The 24291-nt window shown below is 72.3% G+C and carries 20 protein-coding genes and 1 tRNA gene; 18 read left to right on the forward strand and 3 right to left on the reverse strand.

Annotated features, from left to right (window positions below; all coding sequences use genetic code 11):
* Positions 1 to 158: 158 nt before the first annotated feature.
* From rplU to J2X60_RS12935, 15 genes are all read left to right on the forward strand, one after another.
* Entirely contained in the window at positions 159 to 467 is a 309-nt protein-coding gene (gene rplU / locus J2X60_RS12865) for a 50S ribosomal protein L21 (protein WP_022905369.1), read from the forward strand.
* Between the two features lie 14 nt (positions 468 to 481).
* A complete protein-coding gene (gene rpmA / locus J2X60_RS12870; protein WP_070416551.1) occupies positions 482 to 733 on the forward strand; it encodes a 50S ribosomal protein L27 in 252 nt (83 codons plus the stop codon).
* Between the two features lie 86 nt (positions 734 to 819).
* A complete protein-coding gene (obgE, locus tag J2X60_RS12875; RefSeq protein WP_309887998.1) occupies positions 820 to 2361 on the forward strand; it encodes a GTPase ObgE in 1542 nt (513 codons plus the stop codon).
* Between the two features lie 7 nt (positions 2362 to 2368).
* Positions 2369 to 3187, forward strand: coding sequence for a glutamate 5-kinase (gene proB / locus J2X60_RS12880; RefSeq protein ID WP_254789344.1), 819 nt, complete (start codon positions 2369 to 2371; stop codon positions 3185 to 3187).
* A 310-nt stretch (positions 3188 to 3497) separates the two neighbouring features.
* The gene (locus J2X60_RS12885; protein ID WP_070416549.1) at positions 3498 to 4763 is read left to right on the forward strand and encodes a glutamate-5-semialdehyde dehydrogenase; all 1266 of its coding nucleotides are present in this window, start codon (positions 3498 to 3500) and stop codon (positions 4761 to 4763) included.
* Between the two features lie 42 nt (positions 4764 to 4805).
* Positions 4806 to 5006, forward strand: a complete 201-nt coding sequence (locus tag J2X60_RS12890) for a hypothetical protein (protein ID WP_309888006.1) — start codon at positions 4806 to 4808, stop codon at positions 5004 to 5006.
* Positions 5007 to 5017: 11 nt separating this feature from the next.
* Positions 5018 to 5617, forward strand: a complete 600-nt coding sequence (gene nadD / locus J2X60_RS12895) for a nicotinate-nucleotide adenylyltransferase (RefSeq protein ID WP_022907294.1) — start codon at positions 5018 to 5020, stop codon at positions 5615 to 5617.
* Positions 5614 to 7098 (forward strand): hypothetical protein, encoded by a 1485-nt coding sequence (locus tag J2X60_RS12900; RefSeq protein WP_309888008.1) that lies wholly within the window; start codon positions 5614 to 5616, stop codon positions 7096 to 7098. The genes nadD and J2X60_RS12900 overlap by 4 nt, the downstream gene beginning before the upstream one ends.
* Before the next feature lie 106 nt (positions 7099 to 7204).
* Positions 7205 to 7579 carry a ribosome silencing factor gene (gene rsfS, locus J2X60_RS12905; RefSeq protein WP_070416546.1) on the forward strand — a complete coding sequence of 125 codons (375 nt, stop codon included), beginning with the start codon at positions 7205 to 7207 and terminating at the stop codon, positions 7577 to 7579.
* Between the two features lie 118 nt (positions 7580 to 7697).
* A tRNA-Ala gene (locus J2X60_RS12910) sits at positions 7698 to 7770 on the forward strand.
* 99 nt (positions 7771 to 7869) lie between these two features.
* Positions 7870 to 8793 (forward strand): aldose 1-epimerase family protein, encoded by a 924-nt coding sequence (locus J2X60_RS12915; RefSeq protein WP_309888010.1) that lies wholly within the window; start codon positions 7870 to 7872, stop codon positions 8791 to 8793.
* Positions 8772 to 10301: an anthranilate synthase component I family protein gene (locus J2X60_RS12920; protein ID WP_309888012.1), complete on the forward strand. Its 1530-nt coding sequence runs from the start codon at positions 8772 to 8774 to the stop codon at positions 10299 to 10301. Before J2X60_RS12915 ends, J2X60_RS12920 begins: the two co-directional genes overlap by 22 nt.
* Before the next feature lie 132 nt (positions 10302 to 10433).
* A complete protein-coding gene (locus J2X60_RS12925; protein WP_309888014.1) occupies positions 10434 to 11258 on the forward strand; it encodes a hypothetical protein in 825 nt (274 codons plus the stop codon).
* Between the two features lie 107 nt (positions 11259 to 11365).
* On the forward strand, positions 11366 to 12976 hold the full coding sequence (locus tag J2X60_RS12930) for a DNA polymerase Y family protein (RefSeq protein ID WP_396127801.1): 1611 nt from the start codon (positions 11366 to 11368) through the stop codon (positions 12974 to 12976).
* 22 nt (positions 12977 to 12998) lie between these two features.
* Positions 12999 to 16475, forward strand: a complete 3477-nt coding sequence (locus J2X60_RS12935; RefSeq protein WP_309888017.1) for an error-prone DNA polymerase — start codon at positions 12999 to 13001, stop codon at positions 16473 to 16475.
* Between the two features lie 8 nt (positions 16476 to 16483).
* Here the strand turns inward: J2X60_RS12935 and J2X60_RS12940 are convergent, their stop codons facing one another.
* Both J2X60_RS12940 and J2X60_RS12945 read right to left on the reverse strand, forming a co-directional pair.
* The gene (locus J2X60_RS12940) at positions 16484 to 17968 is read right to left on the reverse strand and encodes a HAMP domain-containing sensor histidine kinase (protein ID WP_309888019.1); all 1485 of its coding nucleotides are present in this window, start codon (positions 17966 to 17968) and stop codon (positions 16484 to 16486) included.
* The gene (locus J2X60_RS12945; RefSeq protein ID WP_070416542.1) at positions 17965 to 18642 is read right to left on the reverse strand and encodes a response regulator transcription factor; all 678 of its coding nucleotides are present in this window, start codon (positions 18640 to 18642) and stop codon (positions 17965 to 17967) included. The genes J2X60_RS12940 and J2X60_RS12945 overlap by 4 nt, the downstream gene beginning before the upstream one ends.
* Positions 18643 to 18849: 207 nt before the next feature.
* On the opposite strand from J2X60_RS12945, the gene J2X60_RS12950 reads away from it, so the two are divergent.
* A complete protein-coding gene (locus J2X60_RS12950) occupies positions 18850 to 19158 on the forward strand; it encodes a hypothetical protein (RefSeq protein ID WP_070416541.1) in 309 nt (102 codons plus the stop codon).
* A gap of 38 nt (positions 19159 to 19196) precedes the next feature.
* On the opposite strand, the gene J2X60_RS12955 is transcribed toward J2X60_RS12950, so the two are convergent.
* Positions 19197 to 20291: an aromatic acid exporter family protein gene (locus tag J2X60_RS12955; protein WP_092384860.1), complete on the reverse strand. Its 1095-nt coding sequence runs from the start codon at positions 20289 to 20291 to the stop codon at positions 19197 to 19199.
* 80 nt (positions 20292 to 20371) lie between these two features.
* Here J2X60_RS12955 and J2X60_RS12960 point away from each other — a divergent pair, with 80 nt between their 5' ends.
* The gene (locus J2X60_RS12960; protein ID WP_071295406.1) at positions 20372 to 21616 is read left to right on the forward strand and encodes an aminoglycoside phosphotransferase family protein; all 1245 of its coding nucleotides are present in this window, start codon (positions 20372 to 20374) and stop codon (positions 21614 to 21616) included.
* Between the two features lie 465 nt (positions 21617 to 22081).
* Positions 22082 to 24211 (forward strand): DEAD/DEAH box helicase, encoded by a 2130-nt coding sequence (locus J2X60_RS12965; protein WP_070416539.1) that lies wholly within the window; start codon positions 22082 to 22084, stop codon positions 24209 to 24211.
* Positions 24212 to 24291: the final 80 nt, after the last annotated feature.

The following is a 24291-nucleotide window of genomic DNA, read 5'->3' on the forward strand; positions in this document are numbered from 1 at the left end:
CCGTTTGACCGGACCTGGGGGCATCGAGTATTCTCGATCCCTGGTGTCAGCGGGCCGTTCTGCCTGCGTCGCCGATCGGGCCCGGCCCTCCGGGAACCGCTCGTGCAGAAGTGGGCACCCGAGACTTCCCTCAAGCAGAGTTACGTAAGGATTTCCACGTGGTTTACGCAGTAGTGCGCGCCGGCGGCCGTCAGGAGAAGGTCGAGGTCGGCACGATCATCACGATCGACCGTGCCAAGGCCGACGACAAGGGCAACATCGACCTCGCCCCGGTGCTCCTCGTGGACGGTGACAAGATCACGTCGGCGGCTTCCGAGCTCGCCAACGTGACGGTCACCGCCGAGGTGCTCGAGGACCTCCGCGGTCCGAAGGTCGTCATCCAGAAGTTCAAGAACAAGACCGGGTACAAGAAGCGTCAGGGTTTCCGCGCTGAGCTCACCCGCGTCAAGATCACCTCGATCGCGTAAGGCGGGAGTAGAAGATGGCACACAAGAAGGGTGCGAGCTCCACTCGCAACGGTCGTGACTCGAACGCACAGCGCCTCGGCGTGAAGCGCTTCGGTGGCGAGGTCGTCAACGCCGGTGAGATCATCCTCCGCCAGCGCGGTACCCACTTCCACCCGGGCGCCAACGTCGGCCGCGGTGGCGACGACACGCTGTTCGCCCTCTCGGCCGGTGCGGTCGAGTTCGGCACCAAGGGCGGCCGCAAGGTCGTCAACATCGTCAACGCGTAAGCAGTTCGACGATCTGACTCTGCGGGAGGGGCGGGCCACGTGCCCGCCCCTCCCGTTCTTTCGTTGCAACACCAAGGAGTGGACCCATGGCGACCTTCGTCGACCGCGTGACCCTGCACCTCACCGCGGGGAACGGCGGCAACGGCTGCGTGTCGGTCCGCCGTGAGAAGTTCAAGCCGCTGGCCGGCCCGGACGGCGGCAACGGCGGTGACGGTGGCGACATCGTCCTCGTCGCCGACCCCCAGGTGACGACCCTGCTCGGCTACCACCGCTCGCCGCACCGCTCCTCCAAGAACGGGCAGCCCGGCATGGGCGACATGCGGAGCGGCATCAGCGGTGAGACGCTCGAGCTCCCGCTGCCGATCGGCACCGTGGTGTACGACGAGAACGGCGACGTCCTCGCGGACATGACCGAGCCGGGCATGCGCGTCGTCATCGCCCCCGGCGGTCAGGGCGGTCTCGGCAACGCCGCGCTCTCGACCACGAAGCGCAAGGCCCCCGGGTTCGCGCTGCTCGGCACCGAGGGCTGGGCCGGTGACGTCAGCCTCGAGCTGAAGACCATCGCCGACGTCGCCCTCGTCGGGTTCCCGAGCGCCGGCAAGTCCTCGCTCATCGCCGCGATCTCCGCTGCGAAGCCGAAGATCGCGGACTACCCGTTCACGACCCTCACGCCGAACCTCGGCGTCGTCGAGTCCGGGTCCACCCGCTTCACCGTCGCCGACGTCCCCGGTCTGATCGAGGGCGCGTCGGAGGGCAAGGGCCTCGGCCTCGAGTTCCTCCGTCACGTCGAGCGCTGCGAGGCACTCCTGCACGTGATCGACTGCGCCACGCTCGACCCCGGCCGTGACCCGATCAGCGACCTCGACGTCATCCTCGGCGAACTCGAGCGCTACCCGGTCCCCGAGGGCCAGGTGCCGCTGCTCGAGCGCCCGCAGATGATCGCGCTCAACAAGGTCGACGTGCCCGAGGCAGCCGAACTCGCGGAGTTCGTCCGCGAGGAGCTCGAGGGTCGCGGCTACCGCGTCTTCCCGATCTCGACCGCGTCCCGCAAGGGCCTGCGCGAGCTGACGTTCGCGCTGGCCGACGTCGTGGAGCAGGCCCGCGCCTCCCGTGCCGCCGAGCCGGTGGCCGAGCGCATCGTCCTCCGCCCCAAGGCGGTCGACGACAAGCCCTTCACCATCCGCGCCGAAGGCGGCGAGGAGCACCGCTTCTACCGCATCCGCGGTGCGAAGCCGGAGCGCTGGGTGCAGCAGACCGACTTCACCAACGAAGAGGCGATCGGCTACCTCGCCGACCGCCTGGCGAAGCTCGGCGTCGAGGACGGCCTGTTCAAGGCCGGAGCCGTCGCCGGGTCCACCGTCGTCATCGGTGGCGACGGCGGCACGATCTTCGACTGGGAGCCCACGCTCACCTCGACCGCTGAACTCATCACGAGCGCCCGCGGGACCGACGCCCGGATCGGCGCGACCTCGCGTCCGACCCGCAACGAGCGTCGCGAGGAGTACTTCGAGCGCATGGACGCCAAGGCCGCGGCGCGTGCCGAGCTCGAGCAGGAGCGCATCGCCGGGCTGTGGGCGGAGGACGGAGACCTGTCTCCCGCCGAAGCCGACCGGGACGACAGGGACTGACCACGGCATGACCGACACGACCGCACGCACCGACCTCGGACCCGTCACCCGGCGCGAGGACATCCCGCGTGCCAAGCGGATCGTGGTCAAGGTCGGGTCGTCGTCGGTCAGCGGTGACAACACCGGGCAGATCGCCCCGCTCGTGGACGCCATCGCGGCAGCGCACGCCCGGGGGACCGAGGTCGTCCTCGTGTCCTCCGGCGCCATCGCCACCGGGTTCCCGTTCCTCGGGCTCGAGGGCCGCCCCGACGACCTCGCCACCCAGCAGGCCGCCGCCGCGACCGGGCAGAACGTCCTGATGTTCCGGTACCAGAAGGAACTCGACCGGCACGCGGTCGTCGCGGCGCAGATCCTCCTGACCGCGGGGGACCTGCAGAACCCGACGCACCGGGTGAACGCGCAGCGGGCCATCGACCGGTTGCTCGCGCTGCGGGTGCTGCCGATCGTGAACGAGAACGACACCGTGGCGACGCACGAGATCCGCTTCGGGGACAACGACCGGCTCGCGGCGCTCGTGGCCCGGCTGCTCGGGGCCGATGCGCTCGTGCTGCTGTCCGACGTGGAGTCGCTCTACACGCGGCCCCCGGAGCAGCCCGGCGCGGAGCCGATCACCCACGTGCCGTTCGGCGACGAGCTCGCCGGGGTCACGTTCGGGTCGATCGGTGCCGCGGGCGTGGGGACCGGGGGAGCGGGGACGAAGGTGGCTGCCGCGCGGCTCGCGGCGGAGGCCGGCACGGCGGTGCTCGTGACGGCGACGGCGCTCGTGGAGCGGGCGTTGGCGGGGGAGCAGGTCGGGACCTGGTTCGAGGCGGCGGCGCGGGGCTGACGGGGTTCCGGTTCGTTTCGTTCGGTTCGGTTCGTTTCGTTCGGTTCGGGAGGCGCGGGTCGGCTGCGACGCGCCGCTCACGTCCGCCGAGGGGGCATTGTTCGTCACTCTCGGCGCCTCCGAGCGACGGATTCCGCGACCTCGGCGGCACGCCTGCGGCGTGTCGTGCCCGCTCGCGGGGCGCGCGGACCGAGTGGTGCGGGCGCTGCGGGCGTGTGCTGACTCCTCCACAGGAGCCGCGCCTCCAGGGCCCTCCACAGGTCAGCCGGACCGCCGTCATGTGGCGGACCCCCGCGCCTAGAATCGAGCCATGTCGCTGACCGCATCCGCCCCGACCCTGACCGACAAGCTCGTCGCTGCGCGCGACGCGGCGTCGGTCCTCGCCACGGCGACGACCGCGGTGAAGGACGCGGCGCTCCTCGCGATCGCGGCGGGCGTGCGACAGGCGACGGACGAGATCGTCGCGGCCAACCACGAGGACCTCTTGGCGGGCGAGGAGAGCGGGCTCTCGTCCGGGCTCCTGGACCGGTTGCGGCTCGATCCCGTCCGCATCGACGCCCTCGCCGCCGCGGTCGAGCACGTCGTCGGCCTCACCGACCCGGTCGGGCAGCACGTCCGCGGGTCGCGGTTGCCGAACGGGCTGCAGCTCTCCCAAGTGCGGGTGCCGTTCGGGGTCGTCGGCGCGATCTACGAAGCGCGGCCGAACGTCACGGTCGACATCGCCAGCCTCGCGCTGAAGAGCGGCAACGCGGTCGTGCTCCGGGGCGGCTCGGCGGCGCAGCGCACCAACGCGGTGCTCGTCGCCCGGATCCAGGACGCCGTCGCCTCGGCGGGGCTGCCGCGCGAACTCGTGCAGACGATCGACGAGTTCGGGCGTGCCGGCGCGACCGACCTGATGCGGGCACGCGGGCTCGTCGACGTGCTCATCCCGCGGGGCAGCGCGTCACTGATCCAGACCGTCGTGACCGAGTCGCAGGTGCCCGTGATCGAGACGGGTGCCGGGGTCGTCCACGTCTTCCTCGACGAGTCGGCCCCGCTCGACCGGTCGATCGACATCGTCCTGAACAGCAAGGTGCAGCGGCCCAGCGTGTGCAACGCGCTCGAGACGCTCCTCGTGCACGAGCGGGCGGCCGACCGGCTCCTGCCCGCGCTGGCCGACCGGCTGCGGGCTGCGGGCGTCACGCTCCGTGGTGACGACGCCACACGGGTGCTCGTGCCCGGTGTGCTCCGGGCGACGGACGACGACTGGGCGACCGAGTCGATGGACCTCGACCTGTCCGTCCGGGTGGTGCCCGACGTCGATGCGGCGATGGCGCACATCGCGCGCTGGTCGACGCACCACACCGAGTCGATCGTCACCAACGACGTCGACACGGCCGAGCGCTTCCTGGCCGAGGTCGACTCCGCGGTCGTGATGGCGAACGCCTCGACGCGGTTCACCGACGGTGGGGAGTTCGGGTTCGGTGCCGAGGTGGGGATCTCCACGCAGAAACTGCACGCTCGTGGGCCGATGGGGCTGCCCGAGCTGACGAGCACCAAGTGGATCGTGCGCGGGCAGGGACAGATCCGCGGCTAGACTGAACGGCGAATTCCCCCGACCGAACGGAGCATCGGATCAATGACCTTCCTCGCAGAAGCCGCTGAGCACGCCTCGGGGGTCCCCGCGTACGTGTTCCCGCTCGTCGGTGCCCTCTTCTTCGCGTTCCTCGGGTTCGTGACCTGGAGCTTCCGTGACGTGGCCTACCGCCACTCGCACAAGTTCGAGGCCACGCGCACCCACGAGACGGGTGTCGACGAGTTCGGTCGCGCCGAGTACTGACCCGCGACTCCATGCTCGAGAGCACGGGGCGGCCTCGCATCGGCGTGATGGGTGGCACGTTCGACCCGATCCACAACGGCCACCTCGTGGCAGCGTCCGAAGTGGCGCGCGCGTTCGACCTCGACGAAGTGGTCTTCGTCCCCACGGGGCAGCCGTACATGAAGTCCGGTGTGACCGACGCCGAGCACCGCTACCTCATGACCGTCGTGGCCACGGCGTCGAACCCGATGTTCACCGTGAGCCGCGTGGACATCGACCGCCCGGGCCCGACCTACACGGTCGACACGCTGAAGGACCTGCACGAGCAGCGACCCGACGCGCAGCTGGTCTTCATCTCCGGCGCAGACGCCGTCCAGCAGATTGTCGACTGGAAGGACCATGATGGCCTCTGGGACCTCGCGCACTTCGTCGCTGTGACACGTCCGGGACACGCCTTGAGCATCACGGGTCTGCCCGAACGAGACGTAAGCTTGCTCGAAGTTCCCGCGCTGGCAATATCGTCGACCGACTGCCGCGACCGGGTGAGACGTGGTTTCCCCGTGTGGTACTTGGTCCCCGACGGTGTCGTCCAGTACATCTCCAAGCACCATCTGTATCGGAGCGTTGCATGAGTTCGTCCGACGCGCAGCCGCCCCTGTCGCGGCGCCAGGCGCGCGAGCGGGAGCGTGCCGCCGCGGGCGGTGCGCAGCCCGTGACGCCGCCCCCGACCGTCGCCGCCCCGGCCGAGCAGCCGGAAGTGCGCCACCGTCCCGGCAGCCACGTCGCTCCCGCCCCCGGCGCACCCGCACAGTCCGCCGTGCCGTCGTCGGCCTCGTCGCCGTCGTCCGCCGGCTCCGGTGAGCCGTCGATGCCCCCGGCCTCGGCGACCGAGATCGTCCCCGGCTCGGGTGGACTCACCCGTCGGCAGATCCGGCAGCTGCGTGCGGCCGAGGGGCAGGCGATCCAGCCCGTCCCGCTGCAGAACCCGACCCCGCAGTCGTCCGACCGCACCGTCGAGGACGTCCTCGGCTCGGTCGACGCCCTGCACGGTGGACCGGAGCGCCCTGGCGCGACGGACGCGACGGGCACGTCGGCCGCGACGGGCACGTCGACCGCCGAGCCAGAGCCGCTCGCGCAGGAGTCCTCCGTCGACCCCGAGCCCTCGGCCGAGACGGTCGTGCTCGACCAGGCGGCCGTGGCACAGGCGACCGAGGCGGACGGATCGCCCGACGCGGTCGAGCCCCTCGAAGAAGCCGCCGCCCACAGCGAAGAGCCGCGTCGCCACCGGTCGACCTGGGCTCCACCCGAGGCCACCGAGCCGTCCGACACCGAAGCCGACTCGGACGCGCCGGGCACGCCGGACGCTCCGGACACGCTGGGCACCACGGACGTCCCCGCCACGGCGCAGCGCACCCCGATCCAGTCCTCCACGCCGGCAGTGTTCCCGCTCTCGCTGGACGAGGACGACACGAACGAGGTCCCGGTCCAGAACGCCGCCCAGCCCGCGCGTGCTGCCTCGGCGCCCACGTCGAGTGGCGCGCCGTCGTCCGCCGGCGACACCGATGGCGACGCCGACGCCCCCCGGGTGCCGGCCTCGTTCCAGCGTCCGGCCGAGCCGAAGCCCCTCACGACCGCGTTCGAGCCGCCCGTCGGCCACTGGTCGCAGCAGGCGCACGACTCGAACGACGCCGAGGTCCACGACGAGGAGACCGGCACGCGCCGCGTCGCCGTGACCAACACGAACGCGATCATCCTGCCGAACTCGGCCCTCGCCGACCCGACGGGTGCGCTGAACGCCACGGGCGAGGTCATCCTCACCGGCTCGATCGACCTGCCTGCGTCGCTGTCCTCGACCGGGTCGCACCGGCCGATCGACGGTGCCGAGGTCGACCGTCTGCTCGAGCAGCACGACGAACAGCCCGACACGGACGCCAGCCCGGTCCGTGCCAGCCGTGCGGTGTCGAGCCACACCTCGACGCGGCAGGTCGTCCTCGCGGCTGCCAAGCCGAAGGAGTCGCGCACGCCGCTCATCCTCGGCGTGACGGTCGGTGCCGTCGGCGTCGCCGCTGCAGCCGTCATCATCGTGGCCCTCGTCACGACCCACACGTTCTGAGTCCTCCCCACCGCGCACGGCCTGGCCGTGTGTCGGTGGGTGGCTTATGATCGTGACCCATCAAGCGATCCGGCAGCCTGCCAGGTCGATCGACCGGAAGGAATCCGTGACCGCCTCCTCACGCGCAGTGGAACTCGTGCAGATCGCCGCCCAGGCGGCCGACGCCAAGCAGGCCGAGGACCTCGTCGCCCTCGACGTGACCGGGCCGCTGCAGCTCACCGACGTGTTCCTGCTCGCGACCGGCCGGAACGAGCGCAACGTGCTCGCCATCGCGGACGAGATCGAAGAGCGCCTCCTCGAAGCCGGGGCCAAGCCGCTCCGTCGTGAAGGCCGGAGCGAGGGCCGCTGGGTCCTCATCGACTTCGGCGACATCGTCGTGCACGTCTTCCACGAAGAAGACCGTCAGTACTACTCGCTCGAGCGTCTCTGGTCGGACTGCCCGACCATCCCGCTCGAGCTCCCGGTGGACCACACCGCGTAGGTGCGACGCGCCCGGGTGGCGGCGACGATTTCGTCACCCGGCGTTCGCATGGTGTACGCTTCTATGGTGCCTCCGGGGAACGGAGGCACACTGAAGTCGGTGGGAACACCAACATTTCGGGTCTGTGGCGCAGCTGGTAGCGCACCTGCATGGCATGCAGGGGGTCAGGGGTTCGAGTCCCCTCAGATCCACCCTCACCCCCGCGGTTCTCCGGAACCGCGGGGGTCTTCTCGTTCCGGGGACGCGCGCCCGAGGCGATCCGGCTCCCGCGTCCCCAGTACGCTGAGCGCATGAGCAGCGACGCACCCCTGTCCGGTTCCGCCCTGACGATCACCGCCGGCGGCTACACGGCCGAGATCGCCTCGGTGGGGGCGACACTGCGGACGTTCCGGTACGAGGGACGCGACCTGGTCGTGCCGTTCGACGCCGACGAGGTCCGCCCGGCCTTCCGCGGAGCCGTCCTGGCGCCGTGGCCGAACCGGGTCGTCGACGGGAAGTACACGTTCGGCGGGACCGAGCACGAGCTCGCGCTGACCGAGCCGAAGCGACAGCACGCGCTGCACGGACTGGTCGCCTGGACCGACTTCCGGATCGTCGCGCACGAACCGGACCGCGCGGTCCTCGCCACGACGGTGCCCGCCCAGGACGGGTACCCGTTCCGCGTCGAGGTACTGGTCGAGTACCGCGTCGACGGCGAGGGGTTGCACACGACGATCACCGGCACGAACACCGGTGCCGACGCGGCACCGTGGGGGACCGGTCCGCACCCGTACCTCGTCGCCGGCGAGGGTCGTGTCGACGACTGGACCCTGACGCTGCCGGCGGCCGAGGTGCTCGAGGTCACCGAGGACCGCCTCGTCCCGACGGGCCTCGCGCCGGTGCACGACGAGTTCGACCTGCGCTCCGCGACGCGCATCGGCGACCGGTTCATCGACCACGCCTTCACCGGGTTCGGCCGCGACGCCGACGGCATCGCGACGATCGTCCTCACCGCCGCCGACGGCCGCGGTGTCCGTGCCTCGTTCGGCCCGGAGTGCGGCTGGGCGCAGGTGCACACCGCCGACCACGTCGTGCCGGAGTACCACCGTGCGGGTCTCGCGGTCGAGCCGATGACCTGTGCGCCGGACGCCTTCAACGCCGGGTCCGACGCGGGACTCGTCGTGCTCGAGCCCGGGTCCTCGTCGGCGGCCTCGTGGACGATCGCGGCGGTCTGACGGCAGCACCCGCGTCCGCCCGGATCGAGGTCCGGCGGCTGCCGTCGACTCCCGACCTCGGCGCCCTCGCCGCCGCGTCCGGCGCCGACGTGGTCTGGCTCGACTCCTCGCTGCCGGCCGGTTCGCCCCCGACCGCGCGCGCCCGTGCCCGGTGGTCGGTCCTGGCGCTGACGGACGGCCCGTTCGCAGCGCGGTTCCGGCACGAGACGCGACGGGCGTTCGTCGAGACGACCCCGGCGTCCCGATCGTGGTTCGGGGGCGTCGCGACCGCCGAGGGATCGGACCGACCCGCCTTCGCGGTCCTCACCGAGTTGCTCGCGCGCACCCCGGTGCTGCCGGAACCGGTCGCGGGCTGCGGCTTCGCGCTCGGCTGGGTCGGGTTCCTCGGCTACGAGCTCGGTCGCGAGTCGGGCGGCGTCGACCGGACGGCCGAGGGGCACGCGGACGCGGACCTGCGGTTCGTCGACCGCGCGGTGGTCGTCGACGCCGCCGGTGACGCCTGGGCACTCGCCCTGGCGAGCAATGCGGAACCCGAGGCCAGCGCGCGGAACCGCGCATGGCTGGAGAGGGTGACCGCCCCGGTCACGCAGGTCGACGTCGACGACGTGGCCCCGTTCCTCCCGGGCCCCGCTCCGGCGACCGGGCGCGTCACGCGCGCCGCCTACGAGACGGCGGTGGACGCGTGCCGCGCGGAGATCCGTGCGGGCAACGCGTTCCAGGTGTGCCTCACCACCGCCTTCGCGGTGCCGCCGGTCCAGGAGGCGCGGCGGGCCCCCGCCACGGACCCCCACCTGACCGAGTACCTGCGGCTGCGCGCGGCGGACCCTGTCCCGTTCGGCGCGTACCTGCGGCTCGGCCCGCTGCGCGTGGCGAGCCGTTCTCCTGAGCGGTTCCTGCGGATCGATGCGTCCGGGAGGGTGTCCGCGGAGCCGATCAAGGGGACCCGTCGGCGCTCCGACGACCCTGTGGAGGACGAAGCGGTCCGTGCCGGACTCGCCGTGAGCGCGAAGGACCGAGCCGAGAACGTCATGATCGTCGACCTGCTCCGGAACGACCTGCTCCGGACGGCGGTACCGGGGTCGGTGCACGTCGACCGGCTCTGCGACGTCGAGACGTACGCGAGCGTGCACCAGATGGTGTCGACGATCGGTGCGGTCCTGCCAGAGGGGACGTCGCGGGCAGCCGTGGTGCACGCCGCCTTCCCGCCGGGGTCGATGACCGGCGCGCCGAAGATCAGTGCCATGGGGATCGCGGATCGGCTCGAGGACGGGCCTCGCGGCCTGTACTCGGGTGCGATCGGGTACTTCTCGGCCAGCGGCGCGGTCGACCTGTCGGTGGTGATCCGCACACTGGTGACGGTCATCGACGACCGGGGCACGGTGCGGTCGCGGTCGTTCGGTGCCGGCGGCGCGGTGACGTGGTCGTCGGTCGCCGCGGACGAAGCGGACGAGGTCGAGACGAAGACGCGCTCGGTGCTCGCCGGTGTGGGGGCCGTCGCCCGCTGGTGACGGCGGATCGTCGGGCAGCGGTGCCGGGTCGCTCCTCCACAGGGCGCTGATCCACCGCTCACACGGCGTGTCGAACGCGTGTTCGAAGCAACTGTCCACAGGATGTCGGACCCGATTGACATCATCGAACACATGTTCGAATATGAGGGCATGCAGACGGCGGCGGCACTCCGATCGCCCGGGGCTCACGGAGAGCCGACCGGGCGGCCCGGTCCTGCCCGGCCGGTGCGGCGGGTCGACCACCTCGGTGACGCCCGCGCCGCACTCGAACGGATCACCTCGCTGCGGTCGCGTGTGGCCGAGATGGAGTCCACCCGGGTCGACACCGAGGGGCTGCCCACGGCCGAGGCGCTCGCACCGCTCCTGCCGGGTGGCGCGATCCGCGTGGGCGGGTCCTACTCGGTGCACGAGTCGGTGCTCCTCGCGATGACGATGCTGCAGGCAGCCTCGGCCGCCGGTGCCTGGTGCGCGGTGGTGGGGGTGCCGTCCTTCGGGGTCGAGGCAGCGGCCGCGGCCGGCATCGACCTCGAACGGCTCGTGCTCGTACCGGACCCGGGTGACCAGTGGCTCACCGTGACGGCCGCGCTGGCGGACGTCGCCCAGATCGTCCTCACCCGTCCGCTCGGTCGGGTGGTGCCGGGCGACGTCTCCCGGCTGTCGGCACGGCTGCGTCAGCGTGGTGGGGCGCTCGTCGCGCTCGGGTCCTGGCCCGGGGCCGACGTCTCGCTGCGGGTGACCCGGTCCGAGTGGAGCGGCATCGGGGTCGGGCACGGCTTCCTGACGGAACGACGGGTCACGGTGTCGGCGTCCGGTCGTGCCGGAGCGGGGCGACCGGTGGACGCCGACCTGCTGCTGCCCGCGGCGGACGGCACGGTCCGGGCCGCCGTCCCCACCGCTGCGGCGTCCAGCCCCGGCCGGACGACACCCGTGCTGCGTCCCGTGGCGGTGGCGTCGTGAGCCCCCGTGGCGGCGGCCGGACCCGGACGACCGGGTCCCGGGTCACCGGTGCCCTCGCCGGACGCGGGGCCGGCGCGGGTGCGGCGGGCGTGCCCGATGCGCGGTCGATCCGAGCCGACGCACTCGCCCGCGGTGGGGCGCTGCCCGAGCCTCCGCCGACCCGGACGATCGTGCTGTGGTGCCCGGACTGGCCGGTGATCGCGGCCGCTCGCGCTGCCGGGTCGCCGCCGGACCACCCGTTCGCCCTCGTGGTGAAGGGCCAGGTGTACGCCAGTTCCGCCAGTGCTCGGCAGCACGGCGTGGTCCGTGGGCTCCGCGTGCGCGAGGCACAGGCACGCTGCCCCGAGCTCGTCGTGCAGCCCTACGACGACGCGCTCGACCACCGGGCGTTCGAACCGGTCATCCGCGCGATCGAGGCGGCGGTCCCCGGTGTCGAGGTCCTCCGCCCGGGCACCCTCGCGCTGCGGTCCCGCGGGCCGGCCCGGTACTACGGCGGAGAACGAGCCGCCGCGGCGACCCTCGCCGGCATCGCTGCCGACCACGGTGCTCCAGGGGTGCGCGCCGGCGTCGCGGACACCCCGTTCGCCGCCGAACAGGCCGCACGGGCTCGCCCGGCACGTCCGGGGGAGCGGGTGCGGATCGTGCCCGTCGACGGCTCGGCGCCGTTCCTGGCCGGGCTGCCGCTCGGCGTGCTCGGCGACGCCGACCTCGCGATGCTGCTCGGGCGCCTCGGCATCCAGACCCTCGGCGAGTTCGCCGCGCTGGCCGACGAACAGGTGCGCGACCGGTTCGGACTCGCCGGGGCGTTCCTGCACCGGCTCGCCGGCGGTCGTGACCCGCGAGCGGTCGCGGCGCGCGCGGTCCCGCCCGAACTCCGGGTCGAGGCGTCGTTCGAACCCCCGCTCGACCGTGCCGACCAGATCGCGTTCGCGTTCCGTCGCTCCGCCGACGACTTCGCCGCACGCCTGCGGGCAGCCGGACTCGTCGCCACCACGATCCGGGTCGGCATCGTCGACGAGCGGGACATCCTGCTCGAGCGCACGTGGGTGCACCCGCGGTGGTTCGACGCCGCCGACGTGGTGGACCGGGTGCGCTGGCAGCTCGCCGGCGGGGTGGACCCGACCGGGCTCGAGGCGCCGGTCGTCCAGGTGGTGCTCGAGCCCGTCGCGGTCGACGACATGGCGAACCACGAACGCGGGCTCTGGGGGACCGGACCGGACGAACGCGTGCACCACGGTCTCGCCCGCGTGCAGGGACTGGTCGGGCACGACGGGGTGGTCACGCCACGGATCGGCGGCGGGCGCACCCTGGCCGAACGCGTGGTGCTCGTGCCGTGGGGCGACGCTCCCGCCGGTGGCGAGCGTGCGCTGGCGACCGTCCGCGACCGCCCGTGGCCCGGCAAGCTTCCCGGTCCGCCGCCGGCGACCGTGCTCGACCGTCCGCGCCCGGTGGACGTCGTCACCGGCGACGGCGGCACCGTCGACGTCGACGACCGCGGCGTCCTCACCGGGGTCCCGGAACGGTTCCGTGCCGAGGGGGAGCGTGGCGGCCGGTTCGACGCCGTGACCGCGTGGGCCGGACCGTGGCCGCTCGTCGTGCGCTGGTGGGAGGCCGGCGGACGCCGACTCCACCGGTTGCAGCTCGTCGACGCCGACGGCCGTGCGTGGTACCTCGTGCTCGCCGACCACCGGTGGTGGGCCGAGGCGGTGGCGACGTGACCGCCCGGACGGGGGAACACTGATGGGGTACAGCAACCCGCCGATCCCGTGGTCCCAGTTCGAACGTGCGCTGTCCGACAAGCGGAGCCCCGGCAGCACGCACGACGGCGACGGCGGGGACAGCCCCGCGTGGTCCCGCAAGCGCGAGCCCTACGCGCCGACGACCCCGCCGGTGGCCGACGACACGAACGTGCCGGTCGTGCCGTACGCCGAGCTGCACGCGCACTCGACGTTCAGCTTCCTCGACGGCGCGAGCGGCCCGGAACAGCTCTTCGAAGAGGCCGCTCGGTTGCACCTGCACGGGCTCGCCCTCACCGACCACGACGGCTTCTACGGTGCCGCGCGCATGGCCGAGGTGGCCGAGGCCTACCCGACCGTCGCCACGGTGTACGGCACCGAGCTGTCCCTCGGGCTGACCGAACCGCAGAACGGCGTGCCCGACCCCGAGGGCACGCACCTGCTCCTGCTGGCGGACGGGCAGGACGGGTACCACCGGCTCGCCGGCGCCGTCACGCGTGCGCACCTGGCGGCCGGCGCCGAGAAGGGTCGACCCCGGTACGACCTCGACGACCTCGCAGCACGGTCGGACGGGCACTGGCGTGTGCTGACCGGGTGCCGCAAGGGGGCCGTCCGGCAGGCACTCGAGCGCGGGGGCGAGTCCGCGGCCGAGGACGCCCTGCGCGTCCTGCTCGACCGGTTCGGCACGGCAGGGGTCGTCGTCGAGCTCACCGACCACGGCGACCCGATGGACACGGCCCGGAACGACGCCCTCGCCACCCTCGCCGCGAAGCACGCACTGCCGACGGTGGCCACGGGCAACGTGCACTACGCCACCCCGGACCGGTTCCCGGTGGCGACGGCGCTCGCCGCGGTCCGTGCCCGCCGCAGTCTCGACGAGATCGACGGGTGGCTGCCGGCGGCACCCACGGCACACCTCCGCTCGGGGGCGGAGATGGCCCGGCGGTTCGCCCGCTACCCCGGGGCGGTCGAGCACAGCGTCGAACTCGCCGACGAGCTCGGGTTCCGGTTGAAGACGGTCAAGCCCGGGCTGCCCGACATCGACGTCCCCGACGGACACACCACGATGTCCTGGCTGCGGGAGCTGACCTGGCGCGGTGCCCGCCGGTTCTACCCCGGCAGCGCCGACGGCGTCGACCCGCAGAAGCGCGAGCGCATCGAGCGCGAGCTCTCGGTGATCGAGGACAAGGACTTCCCCGGCTACTTCCTCATCGTGCGGGACATGGTGCAGTACGCCCGTGAGCGCGGGATCCTCTGCCAGGGCCGCGGTTCGGCCGCGAACTCGGCGGTCTGCTACCTGCTCGAGATCACCGCGGTCGACTCGATCCGCTACGGGCTGCCGTTCGAACGGTTCCTGTCGGCCATGCGCGACGAGGAACCCGACATCGACGTCGACTTCGACTCCGACCGGCGTGAAGAGGTCATCCAGTACGTCTACGAGAAGTACGGCCGGTTCAACGCCGCACAGGTCGCGAACGTCATCACCTACCGGCCGAAGGGCGCCGTGCGGGACATGGCGAAGGCGCTCGGCCACAGCCCCGGGCAGCAGGACGCCTGGTCGAAGCAGGTCGAACGCTGGGGCTCGGTGACCGAGAGCCAAGACCACGACATCCCCGACACCGTGGTCGACATGGCGCAGCAGGTGCTCGGGTTCCCCCGGCACCTCGGCATCCACTCCGGCGGCATGGTCCTCACCGACCGGCCCGTGGGCGAGGTCGTGCCGATCGAGCACGCCCGCATGGACGGTCGGACGGTGCTGCAGTGGGACAAGGACGACTGCGCCTACATGGGCCTCGTGAAGTTCGACATGCTCGGGCTCGGCATGCTCGCCGCGCTGCAGTACTCGTTCGACCTCGCCGACGAGCACTGCGGGGAGCGGTGGGACATGCACTCCATCCCGAAGGAGGAACAGGGCGTCTACGACCAGCTGTGCCGCGCGGACACCATCGGGGTGTTCCAGGTGGAGTCCCGAGCGCAGATGGGGACGCTGCCCCGACTGCTGCCGCGACGCTTCTACGACCTCGTGATCGAGGTCGCCCTGGTGCGCCCCGGGCCGATCCAGGGCGGCGCAGTCCACCCGTACATCCGGCGGCGCACGGGCGAAGAGCCGATCACGTACATCCACCCGTCGCTCGAACCCGTGCTCGAGCGGACCCTCGGCGTCCCGCTCTTCCAGGAACAACTGATGCAGATGGCGATCGCGGTGGGCGGGTGCTCGGGGGACGACGCCGACCTGCTCCGGCGTGCGATGGGGTCGAAGCGCGGGCACGAGAAGATCGACCGGCTCCGCGAGAAGCTCTACGCCGGGATGGCCGCGAACGACATCCACGGCGAGGACGCCGACGCCATCTACGCCAAGATCCAGGCGTTCGCGAACTTCGGCTTCGCGGAGAGCCACTCCATCAGCTTCGCGCTCATCGTCTACGCGAGCGCGTGGATGCGGCTGCACTACCCCGGAGCCTTCCTCGCCGCGCTGCTCCGTGCGCAGCCGATGGGGTTCTACTCACCCCAGACCCTGGTGGCCGACGCCCGACGGCACGGGGTCACCGTCCTGCGACCGGACATCCTGCGGTCCGGCGTGGACGCCACGTTGGAGCCGCTGCACGACGACGACGCCGACGCCGACGACGACGACGACGCCGCCGGTGGTCCAGGAGGCGCGGCGCACGTCCACGCGACGGGTCACGACCACTGCCTGGCCGAGGAACAGCCCCCGGTGCTGCCGTTCGACAAGGCCACGCCCGACGACACGGCGCGGCACCGGCGGGACGGCGCCTTCGCGGTCCGCCTCGGGCTGGCCGAGGTCTCCTCGCTCGGCCGGAAGAGCGCCGAGAAGATCGTCGCCGAGCGGGACGCCCACGGTCCCTTCACCGACATGTCCGACCTCGCTCGCCGTGTCGGCCTGACCACGGCGCAGCTCGAGGCGCTCGCTGCCGCCGACGCCTTCGCGTCGATCGGGGTCGACCGGCGGGGTGGGATGTGGTCGGCGGCACAGGCCGCGGCCGAGCGTCCCGACCAGCTGCCCGACACCCAGGTGACGGTGCAGCCGCCGCTGTTCGGGCAGATGACCAGCGGTGACGTCCTCATCGCGGACATGTGGTCGACGGGGATGACGACGGACGACCATCCCGTGCGGCACGTCCGTGGCGGCCTCGTGGCCCGCGGGGTGCTCAGCGTCCAGGACACCGCGACGGCCGAGACCGGACGGCGGGTCGAGGTCGGGGGGATCGTGACGCACCGGCAGCGTCCGGCGACGGCGTCCGGCATCACGTTCATGAACGTCGAGGACGAGACCGGGTTGGTGAACGTCATCTGCAGCGTCGGCGTGTGGGGGCGGTACCGACGGGTCGCGCGCGAGGCGCCGGCCGTGATCGTGCGGGGGATCCTCGAGCGGTCGCCGGACGGGGTCGTGAACCTGGTGGCCGACCGGATCGAACAGCTGTCCCTGTCGGTCCGCACCCGGTCGAGGGACTTCCAGTGACCGACCGGCTACTGCACCTCGGGGATGCGGATCGTGACCTCGAGCCCGCCGGACCGCACGTTCCGGAGCGACGCCGTCCCGCCAGCCCGCTCCGCCACGGCCCGCACGATCGCGAGCCCGAGTCCGGAACCACCCGGCAAGGGGATCGTGCCGGTCGCGGGGTCGGGGTTCGGGCGGGACTTCCGGGCCTCGTCGGGGCGGGTGAACCGGTCGAAGGCGACGGGGATGAACGACTCCGGCACGCCGGGGCCGTCGTCCGTGACCTGCAGGATCCCCTCGCCGCCGGCACTGCGCCACGAGACGAAGACGCCGCCGCCGCGGGGGAGTGCCGAGACCGCGTTGCCGGCGATGTTCGTGACGAGCTGCGCCATGCCACCGGTGTCGAGCCGGTACCGCGGTTCCACGGTGCCGCCGCCGATGCCCGGGCCGGAACCCCCGACGGCGACCGGGGACTCCAGGTCGAAGTCGACGGTGATGTCCTTGGCGGACGCGATGAGCCGGACGCGGTCGACGGCACTCATGACCTCGTCGCCGAGGTCCGACCAGCCCGTGGGCTGCTGTTCGGCGCCGTCCTGTTCGCGGCGCTCGGACTCCTCGATGCGGGACAGCGCGAGCAGGTCGTTCGCCAGGCGGGACAGCCGCGCGACGCTGAGCTTCGCGCGCTCGATGTGGGCGGCGAGGGCGGCCGCGTCGTCCCCGTCGAGGGACGCCAGGTCGAGCTGGGTCGTCAGGATCGCGAGGGGCGTGCGGAGTTCGTGGCTCGCGTCCGAGACCATCTGGCGCTCGCGTTCGGTGGCCTGGCGCGTGCGGGCGAGGAAGGCGTTGAGGGTCGTCGCCAGCGAGGCGAGTTCGTCCTGGGCAGGACCGACCGGCAGCTCGGCGCGTTCGGGGGCGACGGAGAGGCGCTCGGCCTCGCGGCGCATCCGGTTCACCGGGCGCAGGGCGGCGGTCGCGAGCACCCACGAGGCGACGCCGAACGCGACCAGGATCGCGAGCCCGGTGAGCGACAGCGTCGAGGTCAGGTCGTCGACGACGATCGCCTCGGCCTGCGAGTTGCGGGCCGCCACGACCGTCCACCGACCCGCCTGGTTGACGGGGTGCTCGACGACGACGCGGTACTGGGATCCGGAGACGTTGATGACGGACGTGCCGGCCTTGGTCGACGTCAGGCTCCCGAGGGCCCGCTCGACCTTCGTCGGCATGGTCGACAACGCGATCTTGCCCGAGGGCGACACGACGGCGACGAGCTGGAGGTTGCCGGGCGGGGACAGGTCGGGGTCGCTGTCGACCTCGAGCGTGGCCACGTACGGGTCGGCGTCCGCGTCGAGCAGGGTGCGCGTGGCACTCGCGACGACGCTGACCACCTGGAACCGCATGACGAGCACGAGCAGCACGATGACCACCGCCGCGATCGCCGTGGACCCGATGGTGATCCGAGCGCGGAGCGACAGGTTCCGCAGCGAACGGATCAGGCCACGCCCGGAACCGGTCACGCCCCGAGCAGATCGAGCCGGTAGCCGCGGCCGCGTACGGTGGAGATCGCGACCGTCGCCTCGTGCGAGGTCAGCTTCTTGCGGAGGTACGAGATGTACTGCTCGACGACGTTCGGGTCGACGTGCTGCGAGCCGTCCCAGACCTCTTCGAGGATCTTCGGGCGGTCGACCACGGTGCCCACCGACCGTGCGAGCAGCCGGAGGAGCGCGAACTCCGTGGGGCTCACGGCGACCCGCTGGCCCTTGATCAGGATGCGACGGGCCTCGGAGTCGATCGCGACGTCGCCCACCTCGATGGTGCGCGGGGCGCCGGCGGACTCGCGACGGCCGAGGGCGCGGAGACGAGCGGTGAGCTCGGCGAAGGCGAACGGCTTCGTGAGGTAGTCGTCGGCGCCGGCGTCGAGGCCGAACACGCGGTCGTCGACGGCGTCCCGCGCGGTCACGAGGAGGATCCGGACCGGGTCCTCGCGCTCGCGGATGCGTCGGGCGAGCTCGAAGCCGGACATGCCGGGCATCATGACGTCCACGACGGCCAGGTCGAACGCCTGGTCGCCGAGCGCGATCAGTGCCTCGACCCCGTTCTCGACCGCGGTGACGCGGTACCCCTCTGCCGCGAGCCCACGTTCCATGAGCGCGCGCATCTCGTCATCGTCCTCGACCACCAACAGGCGCATAGCGACCTCCTCGACCCCATCGTGGCATCGAACCTGTACATGCGGGAGATCCCACGGCTGAACTCGCTGAATCTCGTCACAGTCACGGCGGTCGGACAGGTAGAACGGTCTGTCCCCCGTTCGTGGGACGTGAGGACTGCTTGCTTCGTTGCTATGCTCGCGCACCGGAAGCGGCGTACCCGACGTCACGTCCACAGTGGGGGCACCATGAACGACATGCCGGAACACCCGGCCCTCGTCCGTCTGCGTGCCGAGCTCGACGCCGCTTGGAAGGGCATCGGCGTGCTCGGCGACATGGAGGACGACAGCCGCGACCGTGTGGTCGCCGAGCTCCGGGCGGCGGTCCCGGACATCGCGAGCGTCGCCGCTCGTGCCGCGGGGGCCGATGCCGTCGTGGCCGAGATCAGCCGGTTCGCGAGCGTCGAGGTCGTCTCGAGCGACTCGACCGTGCCGACGGCGACGATCTGGGACGACATCGTGCACTCGGCGGCCGAGGCAGCATCCGCCGCACGCTGACGCGCCACGAGTGCGCACGCGCCCGCCCACGTTCCGCGTCAGTCGTCCTCGCCGAGCAGCTCCTCGCGCACGCGCCGGATGTCCTCGAGCAGCGCCCCGATCAGGATCCAGTGCCGAGAGTTCGGCCGGATCACCTCGAGCGGCGCCGTGAGTGCCGGCTCCGCGACGTCCTCGTCGTGCTGCGGCGACGTCGGCACCGACCACCGGGGCCGAGGGGACGCAGCGGTCGACACGGGCACCTCCTTCGCGGCGACCCGGGCACTGAGCGCCCGGACGTCGGCAGCGATCCGGGCGACCTCGGTGGCGATGCTCCCGACGACGGGGTCGGCCCGGAGGTCGGGCGCCGTGTTGTCCTGGATCGCCCGGGTCATGCCGGTGACCCGGGTGACGAGCACACGCAGGTGTTCGGCCACGACGATGTCCTCGTCGAGGACGGTCCGGTGCCGGCCGCCGCGCGGGTTCATCGTGAGGGACTCCCGGGCCGCGGTGAGCGAGGCCTCGGCGCGGGCGTGCTGCTGCCGGAGCGCCCGGGCCTGCAGGAGCGCCTCGTGCCAGCGGTCCTGGTCCCACCCCTCGGTGAGCCCGATCGCGACCCGCTCGAACGCGGCGGCGGTGTCCCGGGCGAGCCGTGCGACCGCGAGGTGCGCCGGACCGAGCAGCACCGGCGGCACGATGAGCGCGTTCACGATGAGGGCGACGATCGCTCCCAGGACGGTCTCGAGGATCCGGTCGGCCGAGTAGTTCGGCGTGACGACGCCCGCGGTGAGCACGAGCATGCCGCTGATGCCGACCTGCGTCGCCGAGGTCGGGGTGAGCCGCAGCGCCCACGCGATGAGGATCGCGAGCACGATGACGAGCAGGACGACCCACACGGTGTCGCCGAGCAGCAGGTGGAACCCGGTGGCGAGCACGACCCCGAGGACGACCCCGGCGCTGCGCTCGAGTCCCTTCACGAACGACTGGTTGATGCTCGGCTGCACCACGAGCAGTGCGGCGATCGCGGCGAAGGTCGGGAACGGGCCGTCGATGAGCACCCGGCACAGCAGCACGGCGGCGACCACCGCGACCGCGGTCTTGACGACCTGCAGGAACGGCGTGCGACTGGAGCTGCGGAGACGCGCGACCGGGTTCACGACGACCACGGTAGCCACGGTGCGCGCGCCGAGCCGTGCACGAACGCGACGAATCCCGCCCCGTCCGGTTGACTGGTCTCGTGTGGCCCAACCATGAGCGCGTCATCCCGCAGGCCTTCGCCGGCTCCGGGACCTCCGTCGTGGCCGCACGCGCGCACTCGGTCGAACCCTCGGGCAACGGCTACCTGTACGGCTACGAGGTCGACACCGTGGACCGCAACGGTCAGCGCGCCACGGTCCTGACCTACGTCGACACCGGCGGGACCCACGACCAGAACAGCGCGATCGTCACCGACCCCGCAACGGGCGAGCCGGTCTCGGTGTGGGCGTACCCGAACGACCCCGGGCTACCGGTGCTGCCCCAGGTGACGTACCGCGACGCCGTCGCCGAGCTCCTCACGACGCTCGGCATGCCGGTCACCGACCCGACCCTCACGGTCGCGGCGTACCGACCGGGCAAGCGTGCCGTGGTGCGGGTCGACGCCGCCGAGGGGACCCTCTTCCTCAAAGTCGTGCGTCCGCACCGGGTGGCCCCGATCGAGAAGTCGCACGAGCAGTTCGTCGCCGCCGGACTGCCGGTGCCGCGGGTGCTGTCGAGCCGTGGGGACGGTCTGCTCGTCCTCGAACGCATCCGCGGGGTCCCCGCCGGCAGTCGCATCCTCGAGATCGCGGACGACCCGCGCTTCGTGGCCTCCCTCGCCGCGCTGACCGGGCGGATCGCGACGGTCCCGATGACGCAGCAGGCCCGCGCCGACGCGATGGACCACGCCGACTGGCACCGCCGCACCCTCGTCGCCGCGCTGCCGCAGGACGCCGAGGAGATCGACGCGCTCTACGACGCCATCGGACGACGCTCGATCGGCTGGGCGACCGCGACGAAGCAGGTCGTGCACGGCGACCTGCACCTCGAGCAGGTCTTCGTCGACGAGGACGAGCCGTGGCGCATCTCCGGCCTGCTCGACATCGACACGGCGGGCTGGGGCTACCCGGTACGCGACATCGGTGCCGTGGTGGCGCACCTCGTCGTCACGGGGCTGTGGCACCGGTCGCGCGGCGACGCGGAGCGCGGGGCGGCCGCCGAACGCCTCGCCGACGCCGTCGCGCGCGACTGGATCGCGCGCAACCCCGACCAGTCGGACCGGATCGGCCCGGCGATCGGCGCGCAACTGCTCGCGCACGCCGGCGGCCAGGCCACGACCGGCTCCGCGAACGGGATCCACACGGCGGAGCAGCTGCTGGCGGCGACGCAGGCGGCCCTCGCGGAGGCGACGCCGATCGTCCCCTCCGACGGGCTCCTCCGTCCGCGCTCCGCACCACAGGCCTGACGCGACCACCCGCGCGACGCCGGTCGCGGGACGGGTCCGCACCGCGCCTCCTGGACCCGAGAGCAGGCGGATCCAGGAGGCGCGACTCGCGCGGGCGTCGTCGAGTCGCCTCCGTCGGTGGTCGGGGAGTAAACTGAGCGCGCACGCACCGCGTTCCCGCGTGCCGCGTCGATTCCGGACGCAGCAGTCGGTCACTTGACCGACGTGGGAACCGGGTCCGTGATCGCTCCGAGGGGGCATCACGTGCGTGTGACGGCGCCGGATCCCGGCGCGGACCGTCGCATCCGGCCCCACCCGGTGGCCGCGATGGGAACGGTCCGCGGGACTCCACGTCTCCCGGACGGGGACCGGCGAAGCGGTGGGCCACGGTGGCCCCCGGAACACCGGAGCCGTGCCAGGCGCCGGTTCAGGACTTCCGCCCCGCGGGGCGGCTCGCCCGCACGAACGGGCGGAACAGGAGGAGCGTTGGCTCGATCAGGCACCCGGCGAGCAGCCGGCGGGACGCGGACCGCGTCGCGTCGCACCAGGCCGCTCGACAACGACGGCGTCATCCCCGTGCTCGCCCGCGCCGTGCGCGAGGTCGAGGCGGCGGCGCAGCGTGGACCGCTCAAGGCGTCGAACCGTTCGAAGTTCCAGGCGGTCGCCCTGCTCATGCGCGAGGAACGCGCACGGGTTAAGGCGGACACCGAACTCACCGACTCGCAGCGCGCCGAGCAGCTCAAGCGGCTCGACGGCGTGGCGACGATCCTCGCGAAGACCGCGGCGCGGGACACCAGCGTGATCCAGCTCCTCACGGAAGAGGCGTCGGTCAGCGAGACGACCCGCACCGTGAAGCGCGACATGATGATCGCGGGCGGCATGGAGCTGCAGCCCGAGGAACTCGTCATCGCGGCGGAGCCCTCGCCGACGGTGGAGAGCCCGGTGCGTGCGGTCGTGCCGCAGGCCGTCGTGCAGCGACAGCTCGCGAACCCGTTCCTGCCGCCGGACTTCGCGCTCGCCGACCAGCCCGTCGCGCACCCGCGTCGCCTGGCGAACTGGGAGCTGTTCGGCCCGCTCTTCAAGTCGTTCGAGTACGGCGCGGGCGGGGGAGCGGCGACGATGCCGCTGCCGGAGCCCACGACGCTGCACTCGCGATCGGGCACCACGCTCATGAAGCACCAGGCGGAGCTCATCGCCGCCGCGGCGCAGGGCCACCGCACGTTCCTGCTCGCCGACGAGCCCGGCCTCGGCAAGACCGCGCAGTCGCTCCTCGCCGCCGAGGCCGCGAACGCCTTCCCGCTGCTGGTCGTCGTGCCGAACGTCGTCAAGACGAACTGGAAGCGCGAGGCCGCCCGCTGGGTCCCGAACCGCACCGCCACGGTCATCCACGGCGACGGGGACGACCTCGACGGGTTCGCCGACATCGTCATCGTGAACTACGAGATCCTCGACCGGCACGCCGGCTGGCTCGGGAACTTCGGGTTCAAGGGCATGGTCGTCGACGAGGCGCACTTCATCAAGAACAAGGACTCGCAGCGCTCGAAGTTCGTGTTGCAGCTCGCCGAGGCGATCCGGTCGCGCACCGCGTCGCCGCTGCTCATGGCCCTCACCGGCACGCCGCTGATCAACTCGGTCGAGGACTTCCGCACCATCTGGGAGTACCTCGGCTGGATCGACGACAAGAAGCCGCGCGCCAAGCTCATGAACGAGCTCGAGGAGATCGGCCTGACGCCGGCCGACCCCGGGTTCTTCGTCGAGGCCCGCAAGGCCGTCATCGACCAGGGCATCGTCCGCCGCCGCAAGGTCGACGTCGCCGCGGACATCCCGGCACGTCGGATCGCCGACATCCCCGTCGAACTCGACGACGAGGTCGGCCGCTCGATCCGCGATGCCGAGCGCGAGCTCACCGCGAAGCTCGTCAAGCGGTACCACCAGGCGCTCGACGCCCGCACCGGGCAGGACCCGGTCGTCGGCATCGACCACAAGCTCGTCCGCCAGGTCGCGCGCTGGGAGCTCGAGGACCAGGACGCCTCGCCGACCGGGGAGAACGTGTTCTCGATGGTGCGGCGCATCGGTCGGGCCAAGGCACAGCTCGCGGCGGACTACGCGGCGCAGCTCGCCTCGAACGTCGGCAAGGTCGTGTTCTTCGCGAAGCACCTCGACGTCATGGACCAGGCGGAAGAGGTGTTCGCACGTCGACACCTCCGCACCGCGACGGTCCGGGGCGACCAGACGCCGGCGCAGCGCACGGCCGAGATCGACTCGTTCGTGAACGACCCCGACGTCGCCGTGATCGTCTGCTCGCTCACCGCGGCGGGCGTCGGCCTGAACCTGCAGGTGTCGTCGAACGTCGTGCTCGCCGAGCTGTCGTGGACGAGCGCCGAGCAGACCCAGGCGATCGACCGCGTGCACCGCATCGGGCAGGAGGAGCCCGTCACGGCGTGGCGCATCATCGCCGCCCAGACGATCGACACCAAGATCGCCGAGCTCATCGACTCGAAGGCGTCCCTGGCGGCCCGCGCGCTCGACGGCTCCGACGAGGAGATCGTCGACTCCGGCGACATCCAGCTCGACGCGATGGCGGCGCTGCTGACCGAGGCGCTGGAGCGCGGCTAGGGCCGGCGCCGCCCGGCGCGCCCGGCTACGAACCACGAAACCGACATCGAACCGGGGCTTCGGCCTGGTTCGGTGTCGGT

Origin of the sequence: Curtobacterium sp. 320, assembly GCF_031455235.1 — a bacterium.
GTDB lineage: Bacteria > Actinomycetota > Actinomycetes > Actinomycetales > Microbacteriaceae > Curtobacterium.